The 17,472-nt window shown below is 68.4% G+C and carries 19 protein-coding genes and 2 pseudogenes; 9 read left to right on the forward strand and 12 right to left on the reverse strand.

The window, feature by feature from the left end; translation table 11 throughout:
* Nucleotides 1-389: 389 nt before the first annotated feature.
* The 4 genes and pseudogenes from ACGFNK_RS13120 to ACGFNK_RS13135 all read left to right on the forward strand — a co-directional run.
* Complete coding sequence (locus ACGFNK_RS13120) at nt 390-1,973, forward strand: TROVE domain-containing protein (protein WP_393415217.1); 1,584 nt, start codon at nt 390-392, stop codon at nt 1,971-1,973.
* Between the two features lie 133 nt (nt 1,974-2,106).
* Nucleotides 2,107-2,439, forward strand: coding sequence for an ArsR/SmtB family transcription factor (locus ACGFNK_RS13125; RefSeq protein ID WP_393415220.1), 333 nt, complete (start codon nt 2,107-2,109; stop codon nt 2,437-2,439).
* A complete protein-coding gene (locus ACGFNK_RS13130; RefSeq protein ID WP_393415223.1) occupies nt 2,439-2,912 on the forward strand; it encodes an SRPBCC family protein in 474 nt (157 codons plus the stop codon). Before ACGFNK_RS13125 ends, ACGFNK_RS13130 begins: the two co-directional genes overlap by 1 nt.
* A gap of 415 nt (nt 2,913-3,327) precedes the next feature.
* Nucleotides 3,328-3,489 (forward strand): annotated as a pseudogene (locus ACGFNK_RS13135) (IS256 family transposase); the annotation flags it as partial.
* Between the two features lie 35 nt (nt 3,490-3,524).
* Here the strand turns inward: ACGFNK_RS13135 and ACGFNK_RS13140 are convergent.
* From ACGFNK_RS13140 to ACGFNK_RS13155, 4 genes are all read right to left on the reverse strand, one after another.
* Nucleotides 3,525-4,091: a GNAT family N-acetyltransferase gene (locus tag ACGFNK_RS13140; protein WP_393415226.1), complete on the reverse strand. Its 567-nt coding sequence runs from the start codon at nt 4,089-4,091 to the stop codon at nt 3,525-3,527.
* Nucleotides 4,092-4,165: 74 nt separating this feature from the next.
* Complete coding sequence (locus ACGFNK_RS13145) at nt 4,166-5,104, reverse strand: MerR family transcriptional regulator (RefSeq protein WP_393415230.1); 939 nt, start codon at nt 5,102-5,104, stop codon at nt 4,166-4,168.
* A gap of 33 nt (nt 5,105-5,137) precedes the next feature.
* The gene (locus tag ACGFNK_RS13150; protein WP_393415233.1) at nt 5,138-5,371 is read right to left on the reverse strand and encodes a hypothetical protein; all 234 of its coding nucleotides are present in this window, start codon (nt 5,369-5,371) and stop codon (nt 5,138-5,140) included.
* A gap of 46 nt (nt 5,372-5,417) precedes the next feature.
* Nucleotides 5,418-5,858 carry an ATP-binding protein gene (locus tag ACGFNK_RS13155; RefSeq protein ID WP_393415236.1) on the reverse strand — a complete coding sequence of 147 codons (441 nt, stop codon included), beginning with the start codon at nt 5,856-5,858 and terminating at the stop codon, nt 5,418-5,420.
* 137 nt (nt 5,859-5,995) lie between these two features.
* Here ACGFNK_RS13155 and ACGFNK_RS13160 point away from each other — a divergent pair.
* The 5 genes and pseudogenes from ACGFNK_RS13160 to ACGFNK_RS13180 all read left to right on the forward strand — a co-directional run.
* A pseudogene (locus tag ACGFNK_RS13160) lies at nt 5,996-6,199 on the forward strand (helix-turn-helix domain-containing protein); the annotation flags it as partial.
* A gap of 72 nt (nt 6,200-6,271) precedes the next feature.
* Nucleotides 6,272-6,814, forward strand: a complete 543-nt coding sequence (locus ACGFNK_RS13165; RefSeq protein ID WP_393415561.1) for a DUF5753 domain-containing protein — start codon at nt 6,272-6,274, stop codon at nt 6,812-6,814.
* Nucleotides 6,811-7,059, forward strand: a complete 249-nt coding sequence (locus tag ACGFNK_RS13170) for a DUF397 domain-containing protein (protein ID WP_393415239.1) — start codon at nt 6,811-6,813, stop codon at nt 7,057-7,059. The genes ACGFNK_RS13165 and ACGFNK_RS13170 overlap by 4 nt, the downstream gene beginning before the upstream one ends.
* A 91-nt stretch (nt 7,060-7,150) precedes the next feature.
* Nucleotides 7,151-7,798 carry a GntR family transcriptional regulator gene (locus tag ACGFNK_RS13175; RefSeq protein WP_033317869.1) on the forward strand — a complete coding sequence of 216 codons (648 nt, stop codon included), beginning with the start codon at nt 7,151-7,153 and terminating at the stop codon, nt 7,796-7,798.
* A 14-nt stretch (nt 7,799-7,812) separates the two neighbouring features.
* Nucleotides 7,813-8,829 (forward strand): 1-aminocyclopropane-1-carboxylate deaminase, encoded by a 1,017-nt coding sequence (locus ACGFNK_RS13180; RefSeq protein ID WP_393415242.1) that lies wholly within the window; start codon nt 7,813-7,815, stop codon nt 8,827-8,829.
* A gap of 79 nt (nt 8,830-8,908) precedes the next feature.
* Here the strand turns inward: ACGFNK_RS13180 and ACGFNK_RS13185 are convergent, their stop codons facing one another.
* The 8 genes from ACGFNK_RS13185 to shiA all read right to left on the reverse strand — a co-directional run bounded on the left by ACGFNK_RS13185 (nt 8,909) and on the right by shiA (nt 17,072).
* Nucleotides 8,909-10,123 (reverse strand): TerD family protein, encoded by a 1,215-nt coding sequence (locus ACGFNK_RS13185; protein WP_393415562.1) that lies wholly within the window; start codon nt 10,121-10,123, stop codon nt 8,909-8,911.
* A gap of 65 nt (nt 10,124-10,188) precedes the next feature.
* Nucleotides 10,189-10,410, reverse strand: coding sequence for a hypothetical protein (locus ACGFNK_RS13190; RefSeq protein WP_393415245.1), 222 nt, complete (start codon nt 10,408-10,410; stop codon nt 10,189-10,191).
* Nucleotides 10,411-10,452: 42 nt separating this feature from the next.
* A complete protein-coding gene (locus ACGFNK_RS13195; protein ID WP_393415248.1) occupies nt 10,453-11,442 on the reverse strand; it encodes a zinc-dependent alcohol dehydrogenase family protein in 990 nt (329 codons plus the stop codon).
* Nucleotides 11,439-12,290 carry a carbohydrate ABC transporter permease gene (locus ACGFNK_RS13200; protein ID WP_393415251.1) on the reverse strand — a complete coding sequence of 284 codons (852 nt, stop codon included), beginning with the start codon at nt 12,288-12,290 and terminating at the stop codon, nt 11,439-11,441. The genes ACGFNK_RS13195 and ACGFNK_RS13200 overlap by 4 nt, the downstream gene beginning before the upstream one ends.
* A complete protein-coding gene (locus ACGFNK_RS13205; protein ID WP_393415254.1) occupies nt 12,287-13,225 on the reverse strand; it encodes a carbohydrate ABC transporter permease in 939 nt (312 codons plus the stop codon). Before ACGFNK_RS13205 ends, ACGFNK_RS13200 begins: the two co-directional genes overlap by 4 nt.
* The gene (locus ACGFNK_RS13210) at nt 13,222-14,592 is read right to left on the reverse strand and encodes an ABC transporter substrate-binding protein (RefSeq protein ID WP_393415257.1); all 1,371 of its coding nucleotides are present in this window, start codon (nt 14,590-14,592) and stop codon (nt 13,222-13,224) included. The genes ACGFNK_RS13205 and ACGFNK_RS13210 overlap by 4 nt, the downstream gene beginning before the upstream one ends.
* A 77-nt stretch (nt 14,593-14,669) precedes the next feature.
* Nucleotides 14,670-15,431: a DeoR/GlpR family DNA-binding transcription regulator gene (locus tag ACGFNK_RS13215; protein WP_393415260.1), complete on the reverse strand. Its 762-nt coding sequence runs from the start codon at nt 15,429-15,431 to the stop codon at nt 14,670-14,672.
* A gap of 303 nt (nt 15,432-15,734) precedes the next feature.
* On the reverse strand, nt 15,735-17,072 hold the full coding sequence (gene shiA, locus ACGFNK_RS13220) for a shikimate transporter (protein WP_393415263.1): 1,338 nt from the start codon (nt 17,070-17,072) through the stop codon (nt 15,735-15,737).
* Nucleotides 17,073-17,472 lie beyond the last annotated feature (400 nt).

Here is a 17,472-nt window from a genome sequence, read left to right on the forward strand (position 1 = left end):
TCGAGTCCCGCCACCGGTACAACGCGCCGGTGTAGCTCAGGGGTTAGAGCACCTACGTCGGTTCCGCCGGCCTTGAACTCTGGACACCACAATTTCATGCATGTCACGCACCTCCCGGTGCGCAAGCTGCGGCTACTTCTCTCTCAAAGAATCCATGCCGCAGCCGACTTGATCTCGGGAGGCGCAGCAAATGGTGTGTGCCCGGTGCGCAGGCAACGGTTACTTCTTCGGATCAGAGGGTTGCGGGTTCGAGTCCCGTCAATCGACTTCGGTCGAGGTAGCTCAATTGGCAGAGCATCTGACTGTTCCGTCGCCGACTCCTGACCTCGGGCACATTCCATTTGTTGCGCCTCCCCCTTGGAAAATCAATGAATTCGGGGGAATTCACCATGGCGCGTTTCAACACCAAGTCCACCAGGGCGCAGCCCACTTCTCGAGTGACGTCGACCGGGCGGGTCCTGCGTACCCACCAGGGCGGCCGGGGCCAGGAGCGTGACGCGCGCTCCGAGCTCTTCCTCCTCTCGATCGCCAACTTCGTTGCGCAGCAGACCTTCTACGAGTCCGGCGAGGCTCGCGACGACCGGTTCGCCCAGCTCGTACGCTGGCTCGCCGTCGAGGACCCGGAGTGGACCGCGGGCCTGCTCGGCTGGCTGCGCGGCGAGGGCAACCTGCGTACGGCCTCGATCGTGGGCGCCGCCGAGTACGTGAAGGCGCGTCTCGACGCGGGTGCGACGGACGGTCCGTCCAACCGGCAGGTCATCGACTCGGTGCTGCGCCGTCCCGACGAGCCCGGCGAGCTGCTCGCGTACTGGACTTCGCGGTACGGCCGAGCCATCCCGAAGCCCGTTAAGCGCGGCGTCGCCGACGCCGTACGCCGCCTCTACAGCGCCAAGTCGCTCCTGAAGTACGACACGGCGTCCAAGGGCTACCGCTTCGGCGACATCCTCAACCTGGTGCACGCCGCACCGGACCCTCACAAGCCGTGGCAGGGCGACCTGTTCCAGTACGCCCTCGACCGCCGGCACCACCCGGAGGCGGCAGTGGTGCCCAAGTCGCTGCCCGTACTGGCGGCCCACCGTGACCTGATGGCACTGCGGCCCGCCAAGCGGCGCAAGGTCGTAACCGGTTCGGGAGGCGCGCAGCGCCTCGCGGACGCGGGCATCACCTGGGAGGCGCTGGCCGGCTGGCTCCAGGGCCCGATGGACAAGGCGGCCTGGGAGGCCGTGATCCCGTCCATGGGCTCCATGGCGCTGGTCCGCAACCTGCGGAACTTCGACGAGGCGGGCGTCTCGGACGAGGTGGCGGCTCAGGTCGCCGCCAAGATCAGCGACCCGGCGGAGGTGGCGCGCTCGCGCCAGTTCCCGTTCCGCTACCTCGCCGCGTACCAGCACGCGCCCTCGCTGCGCTGGTCGTACCCGCTGGAGCAGGCACTCGGCCACTCGCTGGCCAACGTGCCCGCACTGCCGGGCCGCACGCTGGTACTGGTCGACCGCTCGGGCTCGATGTTCTACTCGCGGCTGTCCGACCGCTCGGAGCTGAACCGGGCGGACGCCGCGGCGATCTTCGGCACGGCGCTCGCGCTGCGGGCGGCGGACGCGGATCTGGTGGAGTTCGGGACAACGAGCAACTGTGTGAAGTTCCGTAAGGGCGAGTCGGTGCTGAAGGTGCTGGAGCGCTTCGGCGACCTCGGCGGCACCAACACCACCGGGGCGGTGCGCAGCCACTACAAGGGACACGACCGGGTCCTGCTCGTCACCGACGAGCAGGCCGCGTACAGCCCCCACGGTGACCCGACCCAGCAGATCCCGGCGCAGGTCCCGGTGTACACCTGGAACCTTGCCGGGTACCGGGCGGGCCACGGCCCGTCCGGGAAGGGGAACAGGCACACGTTCGGTGGTCTGTCGGACGCGGCTTTCCGGATGGTGCCGCTGCTGGAGGCGTCCCGAGACGCCGACTGGCCTTGGGCGGCCTGAAGGAGCGGTAGGGGGAGTGGCCCGCACTTCGGTGCGGGCCACACGCTTGTGCGGGTCCGTATGTGTCCTGGCCTTGGCCGTGCTGTCCGACACTGGTTGCCACAAGGAATCCGTAAGCCTACGTTTACCGTTCGTGGATACTTACGGAGATGGCGGGCTAGGGCTTCTCGGGGATCCAACCCGGCGTGCGATCTTCGAAATCCTGGCTCGTCGCCCCTCATCGGTGGGTGAGCTCGCCGAGCGGTTGCCGGTCAGCCGTCCAGCGGTGTCCCAGCACCTGCGGGTGCTCAAGGACGGCGGCCTGGTCGTCTCCCACGCCGAAGGAACGCGCCGTGTGTACCGGCTCAACCCCGAGGGCGTGGCCGGGCTGCGGGCCTGGCTGGACGGCGTATGGAACGACGCGCTCACCGCTTTTCAGAAGGCCGCCGAGGCGGCGCCGGATGATCCCGAAGAGGAAGCTCCGTGATGACCGTTGCACCCCTGCAAGGAAAGATCACCGTCAACGTGCCTGTCGAACGGGCGTTTCGCGTCTTCACCGAGTCGTTCCACAGCTGGTGGCCGAGCGACTATCACATCGGCCAAGTGGAGATGGCGGAGGCCATCCTGGAGCCACGTGAGGGCGGCCGGTGGTACGAGCGCGGCGTGGACGGCAGTGAATGCGACTGGGGTCGGGTGCTGGCCTGGGAGCCGCCGCATCGGCTGGTCGTGACCTGGCAGATCAACGGCTACTGGCAGTACGACGCCGACCCGGAGCATGCCAGCGAAATCGAGATCCGCTTCACCGCCGACGGCCCCGAGCAGACCACCGTCGAACTGGAACACCGGCACCTGGACCGGCTCGTCGAGGGCCAGGCCCTGCGCGACGGGATCACCGGCGGAGGCGGCTGGTCCACGGTCCTGGAGGCCTTTGCGAAGGTTGCCCTCGATCAAGCGGCGTAGCACCTGGGCGGAGCCGGCCTACGCCTGGTCCAGATCGCTCTGCTCGTCGTCCACCCAGGCGAAGGGACGGCCGTTGGCGTAGTCCATCCATCCGTCCCGCAGTCCTGGGGCACTCTGAGCGTGGTGTATCCGTCGGGGCGCTTTTCCGGCTTGGCTGCATAGGGGTTGAGTGGTCCGTGCACGTCGAGAAACAGAAACGTACCTTCCCGGGTGATTGATCGATAGGTCACCGAGCAAGGCCGACGTTCGCGGCGTCGGTCGGGAAAGCAGGTCCAGGCTCACCGTAGTCAAAGAAGACGGCGCCACGCGAGATGGGTCGTCGCTGCTGGACGAGATCGTCCGGGAGGGCGCCCGCAGGATGCTGGCCGCCGCGCTGGAAGCCGAGGTCAACGCATACATCGCCGAGTTGGCTGCCGGCAGCCGGGCCGCCGGGCTGGCGATGGTTTTCAAGCTGGTCGAGTCCGCCCAGGCCCGCTGGCGGGCTGTGAACGCACCCCACCTCGTCGCTCTGGTCCGTGCCGGGGCCCGCTTCGAACGCGGCCGCCTCGTCGAACGCCCCGAGACTCTCGCGGCGTGAGCAGCCTCAGCCGATCCGCAGAAGCCGGGAGGATCTCAGGCACTCGTGCGCCGTATGTGCAGGTGGCCATCGCGGGGGAAGGAGGGCGGCGCCGCGGGCAGAATGCTGTCGAAGTCGTACCGGCTCTTCTGCGCAACCCGGCACGATGCCAGGTTGTCCACCTGGTGCAGGAGTTCGAGACGCTCCAGCCCGTCGGCTTCGAAGGTGTCGAAGGCCCAGCTGGTGAGTGCCTCCAGAGCGCGGGGGGCCACTCCCCGCCCGCGAGAGTGCGCCGCGGTCCAGTAGCCCACCTCGGCCGCCGGTTTTCCGGAGGTGACTTCCTTGAGGACCACGTTGCCCACCAACTGTTCGCGAACTGAACCGGGTTGTGCCTCAAGGACGGCGAAGCCGAACCGGTCCCCCGCTGCCCAGCCCCGCTGCTGAGCCTGCACCCACCGTGCCCCGTCGGCATCGTTGTCCACGACAGAGCTCGCCCACTGGCGCAATGCGGGATCCCGGCTCACCTCGACCAATGCGGCAACGTCCTCCATGCGCCAGGGGCGAAGAACGAGAGCGGGAGAGACCGGCGACGCGGCCACCTGAAGTAAGACGGGGGCATTCATGAACCGATCATATGCGGCGGCGTTTTCACCCGACGCCAGCCACGTCCGCCCCATGCCGCCTTGCGACCGCCCCGTCATTGCTGTGTCCGGACGCGCAGAGCCTGGACGGACCAGTCGAACACCTGCGCCAGACTCTCCGGGGCCGGCCAGCCGTTGACCACTGCGAGCAGCTGGAGGTATCGCTCCCTGCGGGGGTCGTTCACGCTCTCCAGCCGCGTCGCCAGCCGGCGGCGAAGCTCGACGTCGTCGGGGCGGCCCAGGAGGTGCGCGTAGTGCGCCGTGAACGCCGCGACGATCGGATCGGCCTGGGGCGAGGCCGGGTCGATGCCGGCGGTCAGGGCCGGGCTGGCCTGGTCACGGACGGCTGCGGCAATGTCGCGGCGCGGGCCCATCGTGTCGCTTCGGGCCTGCTCGGCTAGCTGGTCCTCGACCATCCGCCGCACGCCGGCGCGGAAATCCGGGTCCAGGGAAAGTTCGGCCAACTCCACCCACGCCTGGACCTGCTCCGCCTCCGGGTTGTCGGGCAGCTCGGGGGTCATCGAGCGCATGACCCCCGCGAATGCGGGAGCGGCGTCAAGACCGCCGAAGACGGCGTCGAGGAAATCGCCGATCAGACGTCGGCGTTCGTCCTCGGAAAGCTGGGCCAGCCGGTGCATGAGTTCCGTCTCCTCAGGTGTGGACCCGCGCTCGGCCACCGCCATCAGCACCGCGCGCCGCAGGCGCAGGACGCCGATCTGCACTGCCAGTGCTTCGGCGTGCGCCGCGGCGACCTCGGGAAGCGAGAGCTCGCGGTCCACGACCTTGCGGATCGTGGGAAGGTCCAGTCCCAGCTCGCGCAGGGTCCGCACGAGGTCCAGGCGTGCGACGGCGTCGATGTTGTAGAGGCGGTAGCCGGCCGGGCTGCGGTCCGTCGGCGCCACGATTCCGCGATCGGAGTAGAACCGAATGGTCTTGACCGTGAGACCGGTCCGCCGAGCGAGCTCGCCGATCGAGTAGAGCGTGTCGCCGTCCATGCCCCCACCTTTGTGTCTCCCCCTACTGGAGACTCAAGTCCCTTCGCCTGCCAGCAGGCAACCACTCCTCATGCAATCCGCCGTTCCGGCCGCGCTGCCATCAACTTCGGCGATCAGGATGGTCCGGCCCTGCTGCTTCGATATCGCTGTCCAGATGGCGTCTGCAGACGCCTGGGGGAGCGGAGCATCGTCCGGGTTCAACTCGCTGTAGAGGGCCAGCAGTGCTGAGAGGTCGTCCTCGGATGCCGACCGCACAGTGATCTTCATGCGCTGAGCCTAGAACGAGCACAACAGTCCCCGTAGCACCAAGAGTTCATGGCTGTCCATCGCTGCGGAGCGTGAACCAGACCGTCTTGCCGACGCCGCCTGTACGGGGTTCCGCGCCCCAGTCGTCCGCCAGTGTCGCCACCAAGGGCAGGCCCCGGCCCGACTCGTCGTCCGGGGTCGCCTCGCGGAGCGTCGGGAGCGTGTCGTTGGCGTCCGTCACGGACACGAAAAGCTGGCCGGCGTCCAGGTTGCAGCGGGTCCGGATCTCGCGGCCGGGGGAGACCTTCGCGTGGCGGTAGGCGTTCGTCATCAGCTCGCTGAGCAGGAGTACGGCCGTTTCCGTCAGCTCGTCGGGGAGCTTCCAGGCTGTGGCCTGATCGCGGAGGAGGGTGCGGGCCCGGCCGACGCTGCGGGCGTGGCGGGGCAGGTGCCATTCGACGTCTTTGGTGTCTTCGGTGGCTTCGGCGTCGTCGCGGTCCTGGGGCATGTGTGTGCCGTTCCTTGCGTGTGATTCTCCGTCATTCGCAGTGATCAGGCTGGTGGTTGGTGCGTAGTCTCGGGGAGTGTCGGTGTGGGTACACAGCGTGGCTGTACACGGTGTGGCGGCGGGAGGCGGGTGGGTGCGTGGCTTCCGGGGAGTCGCAGCAGGCTCAGCAGAACTGGCGGTACTGCGGTGGGCAGATCAAGTTGTGGCGGGAGGAGGCGGGGGTCAGCCGGCAGGAGTTGGCGGGGGAGGCCGGGTACGACTCCGAGTACGTCAAGTCGATGGAATGCGGAAGGCGTAGGCCGACGCTGAGGTTGTTGCAGGTTGCGGATCAACTGTGCGGGGCAAGAGGGAAGTTGGCGGCCGGGCATGAGTTTCTGAAGCCGGAGCCCTTTCCTGCGCGGACACAGGAGTACATGGCGATTGAGGCCGAAGCATTCGTGGTGCACCACTATGCGCTTGGGCTGATTCCCGGTCTGTTGCAGACGGGGGAGTATGCGCGAGCGCTGATCAGCGAGAGCTGTCCGCCGCTGGATGATGAGACAGTTGAGGAGAGGGTCCGAGCTCGGTTGGCGAGGCAAGAGGCGCTGACTCGCCGCGCCAGAACGGTGTACGGCTTCGTGATCCATGAGACTGCGCTGCGCACGGAGGTGGGCGGACCGGAAGTCATGCGGCGGCAGTTGCTCGAGGTGTCGGCGGTTGGGGCCCTGCGCAACGTGTCCATCCAGGTGCTGCCCTTCGGGAGGTGTAGCGGTCTGGCGCTCAACGGCTCCTTCGTGCTGCTGGAGACCGTTGATCACGAGCACTTCGCCTATGTTGAAGGTCCGGAGACGAGCGTGTTGCACGCCGACGCTGACAAGGTGAGCTACCTGGCGCAGGTGCATGGCATGATCCGCATGCAAGCTCTCGGAGTTGACGAGTCGGCGGCGTTCATCAGGAAGGTGGCAGAGGGGCTATGAGCGAAACGCTGGCGTGGTTCAAGTCCAGCTACAGCGACTCTCAGGGCGGCGAATGCCTCGAAGTCGCTTACGCCTGGTGCAAGTCCAGCTACAGCGACTCCCAGGGCGGCGCCTGCCTCGAAGTCGCCGCCTGCCCCCACACCATCCACATCCGAGACTCGAAGCTCGGCCCTGGAAGCCCCCGCTTCACCGTCCCCGCCAACGCCTGGACCGCCTTCGTCACGTACACCTCCCGCGAAGCCTGAGCCCCAAACCGCGAGACCCAAGGAGTGGCCCGCACCTCGGTGCGGGCCACAGTCTTGTGCGCGAAGGAGATTGACATCTAACATTTCAGTTGTGGACGCCATAGGGCCCGTGCCTCGCACCCTGCTCAGGGACCGGGCGTACGAAGCGATCAGGGACGCCATCGTGGCCGGAGACATCGAACCGGGCGCGGCGGTGCGCGACGCCGATCTCGCTGAGCGGCTCGGGCTGTCACGGGCGCCCGTGCGTGAGGCCTTCTCGCGGCTCGTCGACGAGGGGCTGCTGGAGAGCAAGCCGCAGAGCTACACACGAGTGACCCCTGTCGTGGCCTCCGACGTGCGGGACGCGGCGGCCGTCGTCGGGGCCATGCACGAGCTGGCCGCGCGGGTCGCCGTGCCCCGGCTGTTCGCCGCGGACGTCGAGATGATGCGTTCGGCCAATGAGCGGTTCGCGGCCGCCGTTCACGCGGGCGACGTGGACACCGCCCTGCGCGCCGACGACGAACTGCACGACGTGCTCGTCCGCGTCAGCGGCAACCGCGCGGCCGCCGCCACCATCGCCCGCTACACCCCGCTCATCCGCCGACTGGAGCGACGGCGCTTCGGTGAGGGCGGCAACTGTCGTTCGGCCGGGCTGCACGAGCAGCTCATCGAGGCCTGCGCGGCCGGTGACGTGGACGAGGCGGTCCGTGTCACCGCGGAGATCTGGCGGGGGCTCGAAGGCCTCGCCGACGGCGACTGATCCTGGGAGGATCCATGTCCCTTTCCTCGTACGAGCGTTACCCCCTTCTCTTCGGGCCCTCACCCGTGCACCCGATGGAGCGACTGACCAAGCACCTCGGCGGGGCCTCGGTCTGGGCCAAGCGTGAGGACTGCAACTCCGGTATCGCGTATGGGGGTAACAAGACGCGCAAGCTGGAGTACCTCGTCGCGGACGCGCTTGCTCAGGGGTGCGACACGCTCGTCTCCATCGGTGGTGTGCAGTCCAACCACACCCGGCAGGTCGCGGCCGTGGCCGCCCGTGCCGGGCTCAAGTGCGTGCTGGTGCAGGAGAGTTGGGTGGAGTGGCCCGACGCCGTGTACGACAAGGTTGGCAACATCCTGATCAGCCGGCTCGCGGGCGCGGATGTGCGGCTGGTGCGGGCCGGGTTCGGGATCGGGTTCAAGGAGAGTTGGGAGCAGGCGCTCCGGGAGGTCGAGGAGGGAGGCGGGAAGCCGTACGCCATTCCCGCCGGTGCCTCCGACCATCCGCTCGGCGGTCTTGGGTTCGCCGGCTGGGCGTATGAAGTCGCCGAGCAGGAGCGTGAGTTGGGCGTCTTCTTCGACACTGTGATCGTGTGCTCCGTGACCGGGTCGACACAGGCTGGCATGGTCGCCGGGTTCGCGGCCTTGGAGGAGGCGGGTGGTCGGGCGCGGCGCGTCCTCGGCATCGACGCGTCGGCCGCGCCCGCCCGCACCCGTGCGCAGATCGCGCGGATTGCTCACGGTACGGGTCAACTCATTGGCGTGAAGAGGGAGTTGGACGAGTCGGACGTCGAGCTGGACGAGCGGTACCACGCAGGTACGTACGGCATCCCCGACGAGGCCACACTGGAGGCGATGCGGCTCGCCGCTCGGACCGAGGGGATGGTGACGGATCCGGTGTATGAGGGGAAGTCGATGGCCGGGCTCGTCGATCTCGTGTCGCGGGGAGAGATCGGGCGGGAGTCCACGGTGCTGTACGCGCACCTCGGCGGACAGCCCGCGCTGAACGCGTACAGCGCGCTGTTTTAGCTGGGCCGGGCAGCCGCCGGCGCACGGCGGGGCGCCCTCTCGGAAGAGGGCGCCCCGGAACTCGTGCGAACGCGAACGCTTACAGCGACTGTGCCGCAGGCTTCACCATGCCCCGTACCGTGCGGGACTTGACGAAGTCGCCCATGGCCGTCATCTCCCACTCGCCGGAGAACTGCTTGATCAGCTTGGCCATCATGACGCCGGTCTGGGCCTCGGCGTTGGTGAGGTCGAAGCGGACCAGTTCCTCGCCGGTGGCGGCGTCCAGGAGGCGGCAGTAGGCCTTGGCGACCTCGGTGAACTTCTGGCCGGAGAAGGAGTTCACGGTGAAGACCAGGCCGGTGACCTCCTGGGGGAGGCGGCCGAGGTCGACCGTGATGACCTCGTCGTCTCCGCCGCCCTCGCCCGTGAGGTTGTCGCCGGAGTGCTTGATCGCACCGTTCACGATGGAGAGTTTGCCGAAGTAGCAGCTGTCGATGTGGTTGCGCTGCGGGCCGTACGCGATGACCGACGCGTCCAGGTCGATGTCCTTGCCGCGGTACGCCGGCTCCCAGCCGAGGCCCATCTTGACCTGGGAGAGGAGCGGGGCGCCGCCCTTGACCAAGGAGACGGTCTGGTTCTTCTGGAGGCTTACGCGGCCCTTGTCGAGGTTGATCTTTCCGGCGCCGGGGGCGGGAGCGGGCGGCGCCGCCGGGGGTGCGGCCGGGGCCGGGGGTGTCACGAGCGTCGGGGCGGGCGGGGCGACCGGGGGCTGCATCGCGGGGGCGGGCGGGGCGACGGGTGTCTGGGCCGGGGCCGGAGCCGGTTCCTCCACCGTGACGCCGAAGTCCGTGGCGATGCCCGCCAGGCCGTTCGCGTACCCCTGGCCGACCGCTCGGGCCTTCCAGGCGCCGTTGCGGAGATAGACCTCCACGATCACCAGTGCCGTCTCCGCGCCCAGCTGCGGGGGCGTGAAGCTGGCCAGTACGGAATTGTCGTCCGCGTTGCGAATCGTCGCGGTCGGTTCGATGCCCTGGAAGGTCTGGCCCGCCGCGTCCGGGCTCGCCGTGACGACGATCTTCTCGATGCCCGGGGGCACGGAGGCTGTGTCGACCACGATCGCGTCCGGGGCCGCGCCGCCGCCCGAGCGGTACGTCACGCCGGGGCCCGCGGGCTGGTTGTAGAAGATGAAATCGTCGTCGGAGCGCACCTTGCCGTCGGCGGTGAGCAGCAGGCCCGATACGTCGAGCCGCACCGGGGCGGTGACGTCCACCGTCACGCGGGCGACGGGGAGAGGGATGTTCGAGCCGGGGGTCATAGCTGTCATGTGTGGGGTAACGACCGGGCCCGCTTTACCGTTCCCTTACCTGGCAGCCAATTGGGTCAGCGGCTGTTGCGCGGGTGGTTGCGGGCCGTGCGTTCGTTGCCGCGCTTGTAGTTGCCGGTCCAGCGGGCCATGACGAGCTGTGGATCGCCCGATTCCACTTCCACGAGGAACTGGTCGGCGCGTGGGCCGCGGAGGGTGGTCGCGGGGCGGCCGTTGTGGGTGATCGTCACGCTTCCAGCGCCCTGATGCTCGAACGAGAATCCCTGTGGTCGTGGCATGACCAGGATGCTAGGCGCCCGGTCATGCCCGACGACAGTGGATTACGGCGTTACGACGATCTTGCGGCCCACCCCCGACGCGAACTGCTCCAGCGCCTGCGGATAGCTGTCCAGCGAGATGCGGTCGCTGATGAACACGTCCGGGTCCAGGACCCCCGTCGCGAACAGTTCCGCCGCGCGTTCGAAGCTGTGGAGGACCGCCATGGAGCCGGTGATGGTGATCTCCTGGTTGTAGATGCGGTACGGGTCGATCGTCACGCGGGTCGCGTAGTCGGCGACGCCGAACTGGAGGAACGTACCTGCCTTGGCCACCCGGTCGAGGCCGTCCTGGATCGCCGCCGCGTTGCCCGTGGCGTCGATGACCAGGTCCCAGCCCTGGGGGCGGTCCAGTTCGTCGGGGGTCGCGGCCGACGCCGTGACGCCGAGCTGCTCGGCCGTCGCCAGGCGGGCGGGATTGAGGTCCACCACGTCCACACTCGCCGCGCCCGTCCGCTTGGCGAGCTCCAGCATCATCAGGCCCATCGTTCCGGAGCCGTAGATCAGGACATGGGCGCCGAGGCGGGACTTGAGGACGTCGTAGCCGCGTACCGCGCAGGAGAGGGGTTCGACCAGGGCCGCGTCCTGGGTGCGTACGTGCTCGGGGAGCTTGACGCAGTTGGCCACCGGGGCCACGGCGTACTGGGCGGCGCCGCCCGCCGTGGTCACGCCTATCGCCGCCCAGCGCTCGCAGAGGTTGTTGTGGCCCGTACGGCAGTACCGGCACTCGTAGCAGTACAGGGACGGGTCCACCGCCACCCGGTCGCCCACCGACAGTTCCGTGACCTGGGTGCCCACCCCGACCACCTCGCCCGCGAACTCGTGCCCCGGCACGATCGGCAGCTTGGGCGCGAACTCGCCCTGCAGGATGTGCAGATCGGTGCCGCACAGACCGCACGCGGCGACCTCGACGACGACCTCGCGGGGCCCTGGCGTCGGGTCCGGGACCTCGGTGACGACGGCGTGGCCCACGGACTCGATGACGGCGGCCTTCATTTCACGGCTCCCAAGGACAGGCCCTGGACCAGTTTGTCCTGGGCGGCGAACCCCGCGGCGAGCACCGGCAGGGAGATGACGAGCGAAGCGGCGCACACCTTCGCCAGGAACAGGCCCTGGCTGGTGATGAAGCCGGTGAGGAAGACGGGGGCTGTTTCGGCCACGACGCCCGTCAGCACCCTCGCGAACAGCAGCTCGTTCCAGCTGAAGATGAAGCAGATCAGGGCCGTGGCCGCGATGCCCGGGAGAGCGATGGGGGCCACCACGCGGGCCAGGATCGTGGGCAGCCTCGCGCCGTCGATCTGTGCCGCCTCGATGATCGCCACCGGGACCTCGGCGAGGAACGACTGCATCATCCACACCGCGATCGGCAGGTTCATCGACGTGTAGAGGATGACCAGGAGCCAGATGTTGTCCAGCAGGCCGGTGTTCCTCGCGAACAGGTAGATCGGCAGGAGGCCTGCCACCACCGGCAGCATCTTCGTGGAGAGGAAGAAGAACAGGACGTCCGTCCACTTCTTCACCGGGCGGATGGAGAGTGCGTACGCCGCCGGGAGGGCCAGCACGAGGACGAGGAGCGTCGAAGCCAGCGACGCCACCGTCGAGTTGATGAGCGAGGGCCAGGGGCTCGCGCCGCCACCCGCGCCGAAGAACTCGCGGTAGCCGTCGAGGGCGAGGGCCGCGGCGAAGGACGGGGGATTGGTGGCGGCGTCCTCCTCGGAGTGGAAGGACGTCAGGGCCATCCACGCGATGGGCAGGAAGAACAGCAGACCGAGCAGCCAGGCCAGCACACCCAGGCCGGCTCCCCGGGTGCGGCGGGGACGCAGTCGTATCGCGGTGGCGCTCATGCGCGGGACACCTCCTCACGGAACAGGGACGAGACCACGCGCAGTGCGAAGGTCGCGATGATGATCGAGCCGATGACGACGAGGACGCCGGCCGCGGAGGCGAGGCCGTTCTCGTGGGCCTGGTAGAAGCTCTGGTAGACGGTGTAGGGGAGGTTGGCGGTGCCCAGGCCGCCGGACGTGATCGTGAAGACCGCGTCGAAGTTCTGGACGATGTAGATCGATCCCAGGAGGGCGCCGAGTTCGAGGTAGCGGCGCAGGTGGGGGAGCGTCAGGTAGCGGAAGACCTGCCAGTCGCTCGCGCCGTCCACCTTCGCCGCCTCGATCTGTGCGTGGTCGCGGCTCTGCAGGCCCGCCAGCAGGATCAGCATCATGAAGGGCGTCCACTGCCAGATCAGTGAGGCCTCGATGGCGAGCAGCGGGTTGTCGGAGATCCAGTCCGGCTGAGGGCCGCCCACGTAGTGCAGCAGGCCGTTGAACAGGCCGTACTCCGGGTTGTAGAGCACGTGCTTCCACAGGAGGGCCGCGGCCACCGGGACCACCAGGAAGGGCGCGATCAGGAGCGTACGCACGATGCCGCGGCCCCGGAACTTGCGGTCCAGGAGCAGCGCCAGCGCCAGGCCGATGACGAGGCTGGCCAGGACCACGGCCGCGGTCAGCAGGATCGTGGTGAAGACCGACTTCCGCAGATCCGCGTCGGTCAGGACCTCGGAGTAGTTCGCGAGGCCCGCGAACTCGCGGGCATCCGGGTAGAGCGAGTTCCAGTCGAAGAAGGAGATCACCAGCGTGGCCACGAACGGGAGCTGGGTCACGGCGATCATGAAGATCAGGGCGGGCAGGAGCGGGGCCCTGGTCGCCCAGGCGCGCAGTCGGCCCGGGGGGCGATTCTCGGTGCGTACGGGTGTGGCGGCTACCGGAGCTGTCGTCGTGGCGGTCATCGTCCCTCGTACTCCTCGGAGATCTCCTCGGCGAGTGCTTGCGCCTTGTCCAGGGCCGACTCGACCGACTGGCGCCCGGCGATGGCCGCGCTGATCTCCTGCGAGACCTTGGTGCCGAGGTCGGTGAACTCGGGGATGCCGACGAACTGAATGCCGGGAGCGGGGCGCGGCTGCACTCCGGGGTCGTTGGGCCGGGCGCCCTCGATGGCTTCCTTCGTCGTCTCCTGGAAGGCGGCGGCCTCCTTGCGGTACGCGGCGTTCGTGTACGTCGACGCCCGCTTGCCGGCCGGTACGTTCGACCAGCCGATCTCGTCGCCGACCAGCTGCTCGTACTCCTTGCTGGACGCCCAGGAGACGAACTTCCAGGCCTTGTCCGGGTTCCGGGACGCGTCCTGGATGCCCCAGGCCCAGGTGTAGAGCCAGCCGGAGGACTTCGTCTTCTCGACCGGCGCCGGTACGTAGCCGATCTTGCCCTTGACCGGGGAGTTGGCCGACTCCAGGGAGCCGGCGGCCGATGTGGCGTCGTACCACATGGAGACCTTGCCCTGGGTCATGTTGTTGAGGCACTCGGCGAAGCCGGACTGGGCGGCGCCGGACTCACCGTGCTTGCGGACGAGGTCCACGTAGAACTTCGTCGCCTTTTCGAACTCGGGAGAGTTCAGCTGCGCCTTCCAGTTCTTGTCGAACCAGGTGCCGCCGAAGGTGTTCACGACCGTGGTGAGGGGAGCCATGATCTCGCCCCAGCCCGGCAGGCCGCGCAGACAGATGCCCTTCATGCCCGGCTCGGCGCCGTCGGCCTCGGCGGCGAGGTCCGCCACCTGCGTCCAGGTCGGGCGCTCGGGCATCGTCAGGCCCTTTTTGGCGAAGACGTCCTTGCGGTACATCAGAAAGGACGACTCGCCGTAGAAGGGCTGTCCGTAGAGCTTGCCGTCCTCGGCGGTGAGGGACTGCCGCATCGGGGTGAGGACGTCCTTCTCGTCGTACGCGCTGTCCTTGGCGACGTACGAGTTCATCTCGTGCAGCCAGCCGTTCTTGGCGTAGATCGGTATCTCGTAGTTGCTGAGGGTGGCGACGTCGTACTGGCCGGCCTGGTTGGCGAAGTCCTGGCTGATCTTGTCGCGGACATCGTTCTCCGGCAGCACGGTGAAGTTCACCTTGATGCCGGTCTCCTTGGTGAAGTGGGCGGCGGTGAGCTTCTGCAGCTCCACCATCTGCGGGTTGTTGACCATGAGGACGTTGATGGAGTTGCCGCCGGAACCGGCTCCGCCTGCTCCGGTCCAGCAGCCGGAGAGCAGGGGGGCGAGCAGCGTCCCTGCGGCGGTCGCGGCGAGTAGCGCGCGCGGCCTCCGTCGGCTCTGGGTTCGCATGGATCGCTCCTGGATATTTTGGTGCAAAGGGGATGACGTTGAGTAATGCGGTGCCTACGTAGGGGTCGGTTGGTTTTTCAGACGCGGATGACCTGCGGGCCTTGCAGCGAGTAGCGGTGGGCCTCGGCGGTGGGGAGGAACGTGCTGGTGACGATTGCCTCCAGGACGCTGATCTCCGCGAACCGGCAGAAGCTGACGGCCCCGAACTTGGTGTGCACGCCTGCGAACACGGTCCGGCGCGCGGCCCGGATCGCCTGCGACTTGACCTCGCTGACGGCGGGGTCGGGCGTGGTCAGGCCGTGTTCACGGGAGATGCCGTTGGCGCCGATGAACGCCAGGTCGATGACGAAGCCGGCGAGCATCTTCGTGGTCCAGTGGTCGACGGTCGCGAGTGTGCCGTGCCGGACCCGGCCGCCGAGCAGCAGGACCGAGATGTTCTCGGACTCGGCGAGCGCGCCCGCGGCCGGCAGGGAGGCGGTGACCACGGTCAGTGGCCGGTCCCGGGGCAGTGACTCGGCGATGAGCTGCGGGGTGAAGCCCTCGTCGACGAAGACCGTCTCGGCGTCCCCGAGCAGCTCGGCCGCCGCGGTCGCGATCCGGCGCTTCTCGGGTACGTGGCTCGTGGCACGGAAGGCGAGCGTCGTCTCGAAGCCGGCGCTCTCCACGGGATAGGCGCCGCCGTGGGTGCGGCGGACCAGGCCGTGGTCCTCCAGGGCGCGCAGATCGCGGCGTACGGTCTCCTTGGCGACGCCCAGTTCGGCGGCGAGGGCGTTGACGTCGACGGCGCCCGTGCGGCGGGCGGCCTTGACGATCTCCCGCTGCCGTTCCTCCGCGCTCATGGCCACCCGCTCTCCGTACGGTGTTCTCTCGCTCGCCTCCGGGGCACTCAAGCCGGTGTGGCTCGTTGTTGCCCGTTCGGGCCCGGTGGACCCATGGGGGAAGTTCTACAGCGGGTGTGCGGCGCTGACCAGGTCTGTTATGGAATCAATGGCGCCCGTGTGCGCCCGTTTCGCGCGGCGACCACCCGCGTCGGACCTGCGGCGGAGCGGAATTCGGGCAGCGCGGATGCCCGAACAGGGACGCGGGCGGGCCCGTTCGGTGCCCGCCCGCGCCGCGGTGAAGAGGGTGTGGCGGAACACGGCTCATGTGGCCCTTCGGGCCGGCGGGGTCGAGGAAACGGGCGTACGGGGGTGGCTTGGATGGCCTGAGTGCAGGTTGAGGGCGACCGTGAAGGAGATGCCGCAGCCGATCAGGAGGTACATGGCGACCAAGGCCCAGCCGCCGCCTGCCCACAGAACGAGAGCGCCGGCGATGAGGGGGGTGAAGCCGCCGCCGATGACGCTGGCGAGTTGGTAGCCGACGCCGGCGCCGCTGTAGCGGAACTCTGGACCGTACATGTCGGTGAACAGGGACTGCTGGACCGCCACGGCCATGTCGTGGGCGCCGTTGACCAGCAGGACCGCCGTCACGGCGATCAGGATCAACGAGCCGGACTGCAGGGCCACGAAATAGGGGAGGGCACCGAGGACGCCGATGCCCGCGCCCCAGAGGTAGACGGAGCGGCGGGTGAAGCGGTCGGCGAGGTAGGCGTAGACCGGGATCGTGACGATGGCCAGCGCGCCGACCATGAGGTTGATGTCGAGCAGGGCGTCGCGGTTCAGGCCGTACTGCTCGGCGGCATGGCTCAGCCCGAAGGTGGTCACGCAGTAGAAGGTGAGGAGTTCGACGAAGCGCAGGCCGATGATGGTGAGGAAGCCGGAGGGGTACGCCTTGATGGCGGCGAGCAGCGGCAGCCGTCGGCGCTGCGGGTGGGGACGGGCGGCGGTGTGTTCGACGAAGGCGGAGGATTCCGCGACCGTGGCCCGCACGATCATGCCGACGATGACGATGGCGGCGCTGGCGAGGAAGGGAACGCGCCATCCCCAGTCGCGGAAATCCTCTTCGGGCAGGCGGACCGAGAGGAACTTGACGGCGGCGGTGGCCAGCAGCAGTCCGGCCGAGGCGCCGACCTGGACTCCGCTGCTGTAGAGGGAGCGCCACTTGCGCGGGGCGTTCTCCACGGCCATCAGGGCGGCGCCGCCCCATTCGCCGCCGACGGCGAAGCCCTGGGCGGCGCGCAGGATGACGAGGAGGACCGGGGCCCAGATGTCGGCTTCGGCATAGGTGGGGAGCACGCCTATCAGGGTGGAGGCAACGCCCATGATCAGCATGGTGACGATCAGCATCTTCTTGCGGCCCAACCGGTCGCCGAAGTGGCCGAAGACGATGCCGCCCAAAGGCCGGAAGAGGAAGCCGACACCGAACGTGGACCAGGCCGCCAAGGTAGCGACGGCGGGACTGACGTCGGGAAAGAACAGCTCGTCGAAGAGCAGGCCGGCGACGATTCCATAGAGGAAGAAGTCGTACCAGTCGGCGACCGCCCCGATGAAACTGGCGACGGCCGCCCCCATGCCTGGTCCGGATCTGGATGCGCGTCTCATGGCAACTTCCATGGCTCAAGGGCGAACTGACGGAAAGAGTGATGACCGCCCGGGGGTGAGGAGGGCAGGCGCAGAGCGCGGCGAAGGGAGGGGTGGGGCCGCTGCTGTCGGGCTCGGATCCATCGGCTGCGATGAGGCGCAGTACGCGAAGTGGACCCCTTCAGGTCCGCCAGGTGGTCTTGGCGATCCGGAGAGTGAAATTACGCTGTCCTCAAGGTCCCCGCAAGAGGGGCGAGAGCAAATGCACCGGGCGTGACTTCTTCGCCCGTTCACGGGCGTCCTCGCGCGTGGTTGACCGATCGGGCGGTGGGCGAATCGCGGACGCGCCGCCCGCCCACCGCCCTGACACACCGCACGCCCCGCGTCGCCCTGGCCGACGACCGCAGTGGCTCACCGCTGA

The sequence above is a fragment of the Streptomyces sp. NPDC048825 genome, from assembly GCF_043198355.1.
In the GTDB taxonomy this organism is placed as follows: domain Bacteria; phylum Actinomycetota; class Actinomycetes; order Streptomycetales; family Streptomycetaceae; genus Streptomyces; species Streptomyces xiangluensis.

What these genes read in the sequence shown, in the direction of transcription:
- ACGFNK_RS13120 (WP_393415217.1), top strand. Translation starts at nt 390, where the DNA reads ATGGCGCGTTTCAACACCAAGTCCACCAGGGCGCAGCCCACTTCTCGA.
- ACGFNK_RS13130 (WP_393415223.1), top strand. Translation starts at nt 2,439, where the DNA reads ATGACCGTTGCACCCCTGCAAGGAAAGATCACCGTCAACGTGCCTGTC.
- ACGFNK_RS13140 (WP_393415226.1), bottom strand. Translation starts at nt 4,091, where the DNA reads ATGAATGCCCCCGTCTTACTTCAGGTGGCCGCGTCGCCGGTCTCTCCC.
- ACGFNK_RS13145 (WP_393415230.1), bottom strand. Translation starts at nt 5,104, where the DNA reads ATGGACGGCGACACGCTCTACTCGATCGGCGAGCTCGCTCGGCGGACC.
- ACGFNK_RS13150 (WP_393415233.1), bottom strand. Translation starts at nt 5,371, where the DNA reads ATGAAGATCACTGTGCGGTCGGCATCCGAGGACGACCTCTCAGCACTG.
- ACGFNK_RS13155 (WP_393415236.1), bottom strand. Translation starts at nt 5,858, where the DNA reads ATGCCCCAGGACCGCGACGACGCCGAAGCCACCGAAGACACCAAAGAC.
- ACGFNK_RS13165 (WP_393415561.1), top strand. Translation starts at nt 6,272, where the DNA reads ATGGCGATTGAGGCCGAAGCATTCGTGGTGCACCACTATGCGCTTGGG.
- ACGFNK_RS13170 (WP_393415239.1), top strand. Translation starts at nt 6,811, where the DNA reads ATGAGCGAAACGCTGGCGTGGTTCAAGTCCAGCTACAGCGACTCTCAG.
- ACGFNK_RS13180 (WP_393415242.1), top strand. Translation starts at nt 7,813, where the DNA reads ATGTCCCTTTCCTCGTACGAGCGTTACCCCCTTCTCTTCGGGCCCTCA.
- ACGFNK_RS13185 (WP_393415562.1), bottom strand. Translation starts at nt 10,123, where the DNA reads ATGACCCCCGGCTCGAACATCCCTCTCCCCGTCGCCCGCGTGACGGTG.
- ACGFNK_RS13190 (WP_393415245.1), bottom strand. Translation starts at nt 10,410, where the DNA reads ATGCCACGACCACAGGGATTCTCGTTCGAGCATCAGGGCGCTGGAAGC.
- ACGFNK_RS13195 (WP_393415248.1), bottom strand. Translation starts at nt 11,442, where the DNA reads ATGAAGGCCGCCGTCATCGAGTCCGTGGGCCACGCCGTCGTCACCGAG.
- ACGFNK_RS13200 (WP_393415251.1), bottom strand. Translation starts at nt 12,290, where the DNA reads ATGAGCGCCACCGCGATACGACTGCGTCCCCGCCGCACCCGGGGAGCC.
- ACGFNK_RS13205 (WP_393415254.1), bottom strand. Translation starts at nt 13,225, where the DNA reads ATGACCGCCACGACGACAGCTCCGGTAGCCGCCACACCCGTACGCACC.
- ACGFNK_RS13210 (WP_393415257.1), bottom strand. Translation starts at nt 14,592, where the DNA reads ATGCGAACCCAGAGCCGACGGAGGCCGCGCGCGCTACTCGCCGCGACC.
- ACGFNK_RS13215 (WP_393415260.1), bottom strand. Translation starts at nt 15,431, where the DNA reads ATGAGCGCGGAGGAACGGCAGCGGGAGATCGTCAAGGCCGCCCGCCGC.
- shiA (WP_393415263.1), bottom strand. Translation starts at nt 17,072, where the DNA reads ATGAGACGCGCATCCAGATCCGGACCAGGCATGGGGGCGGCCGTCGCC.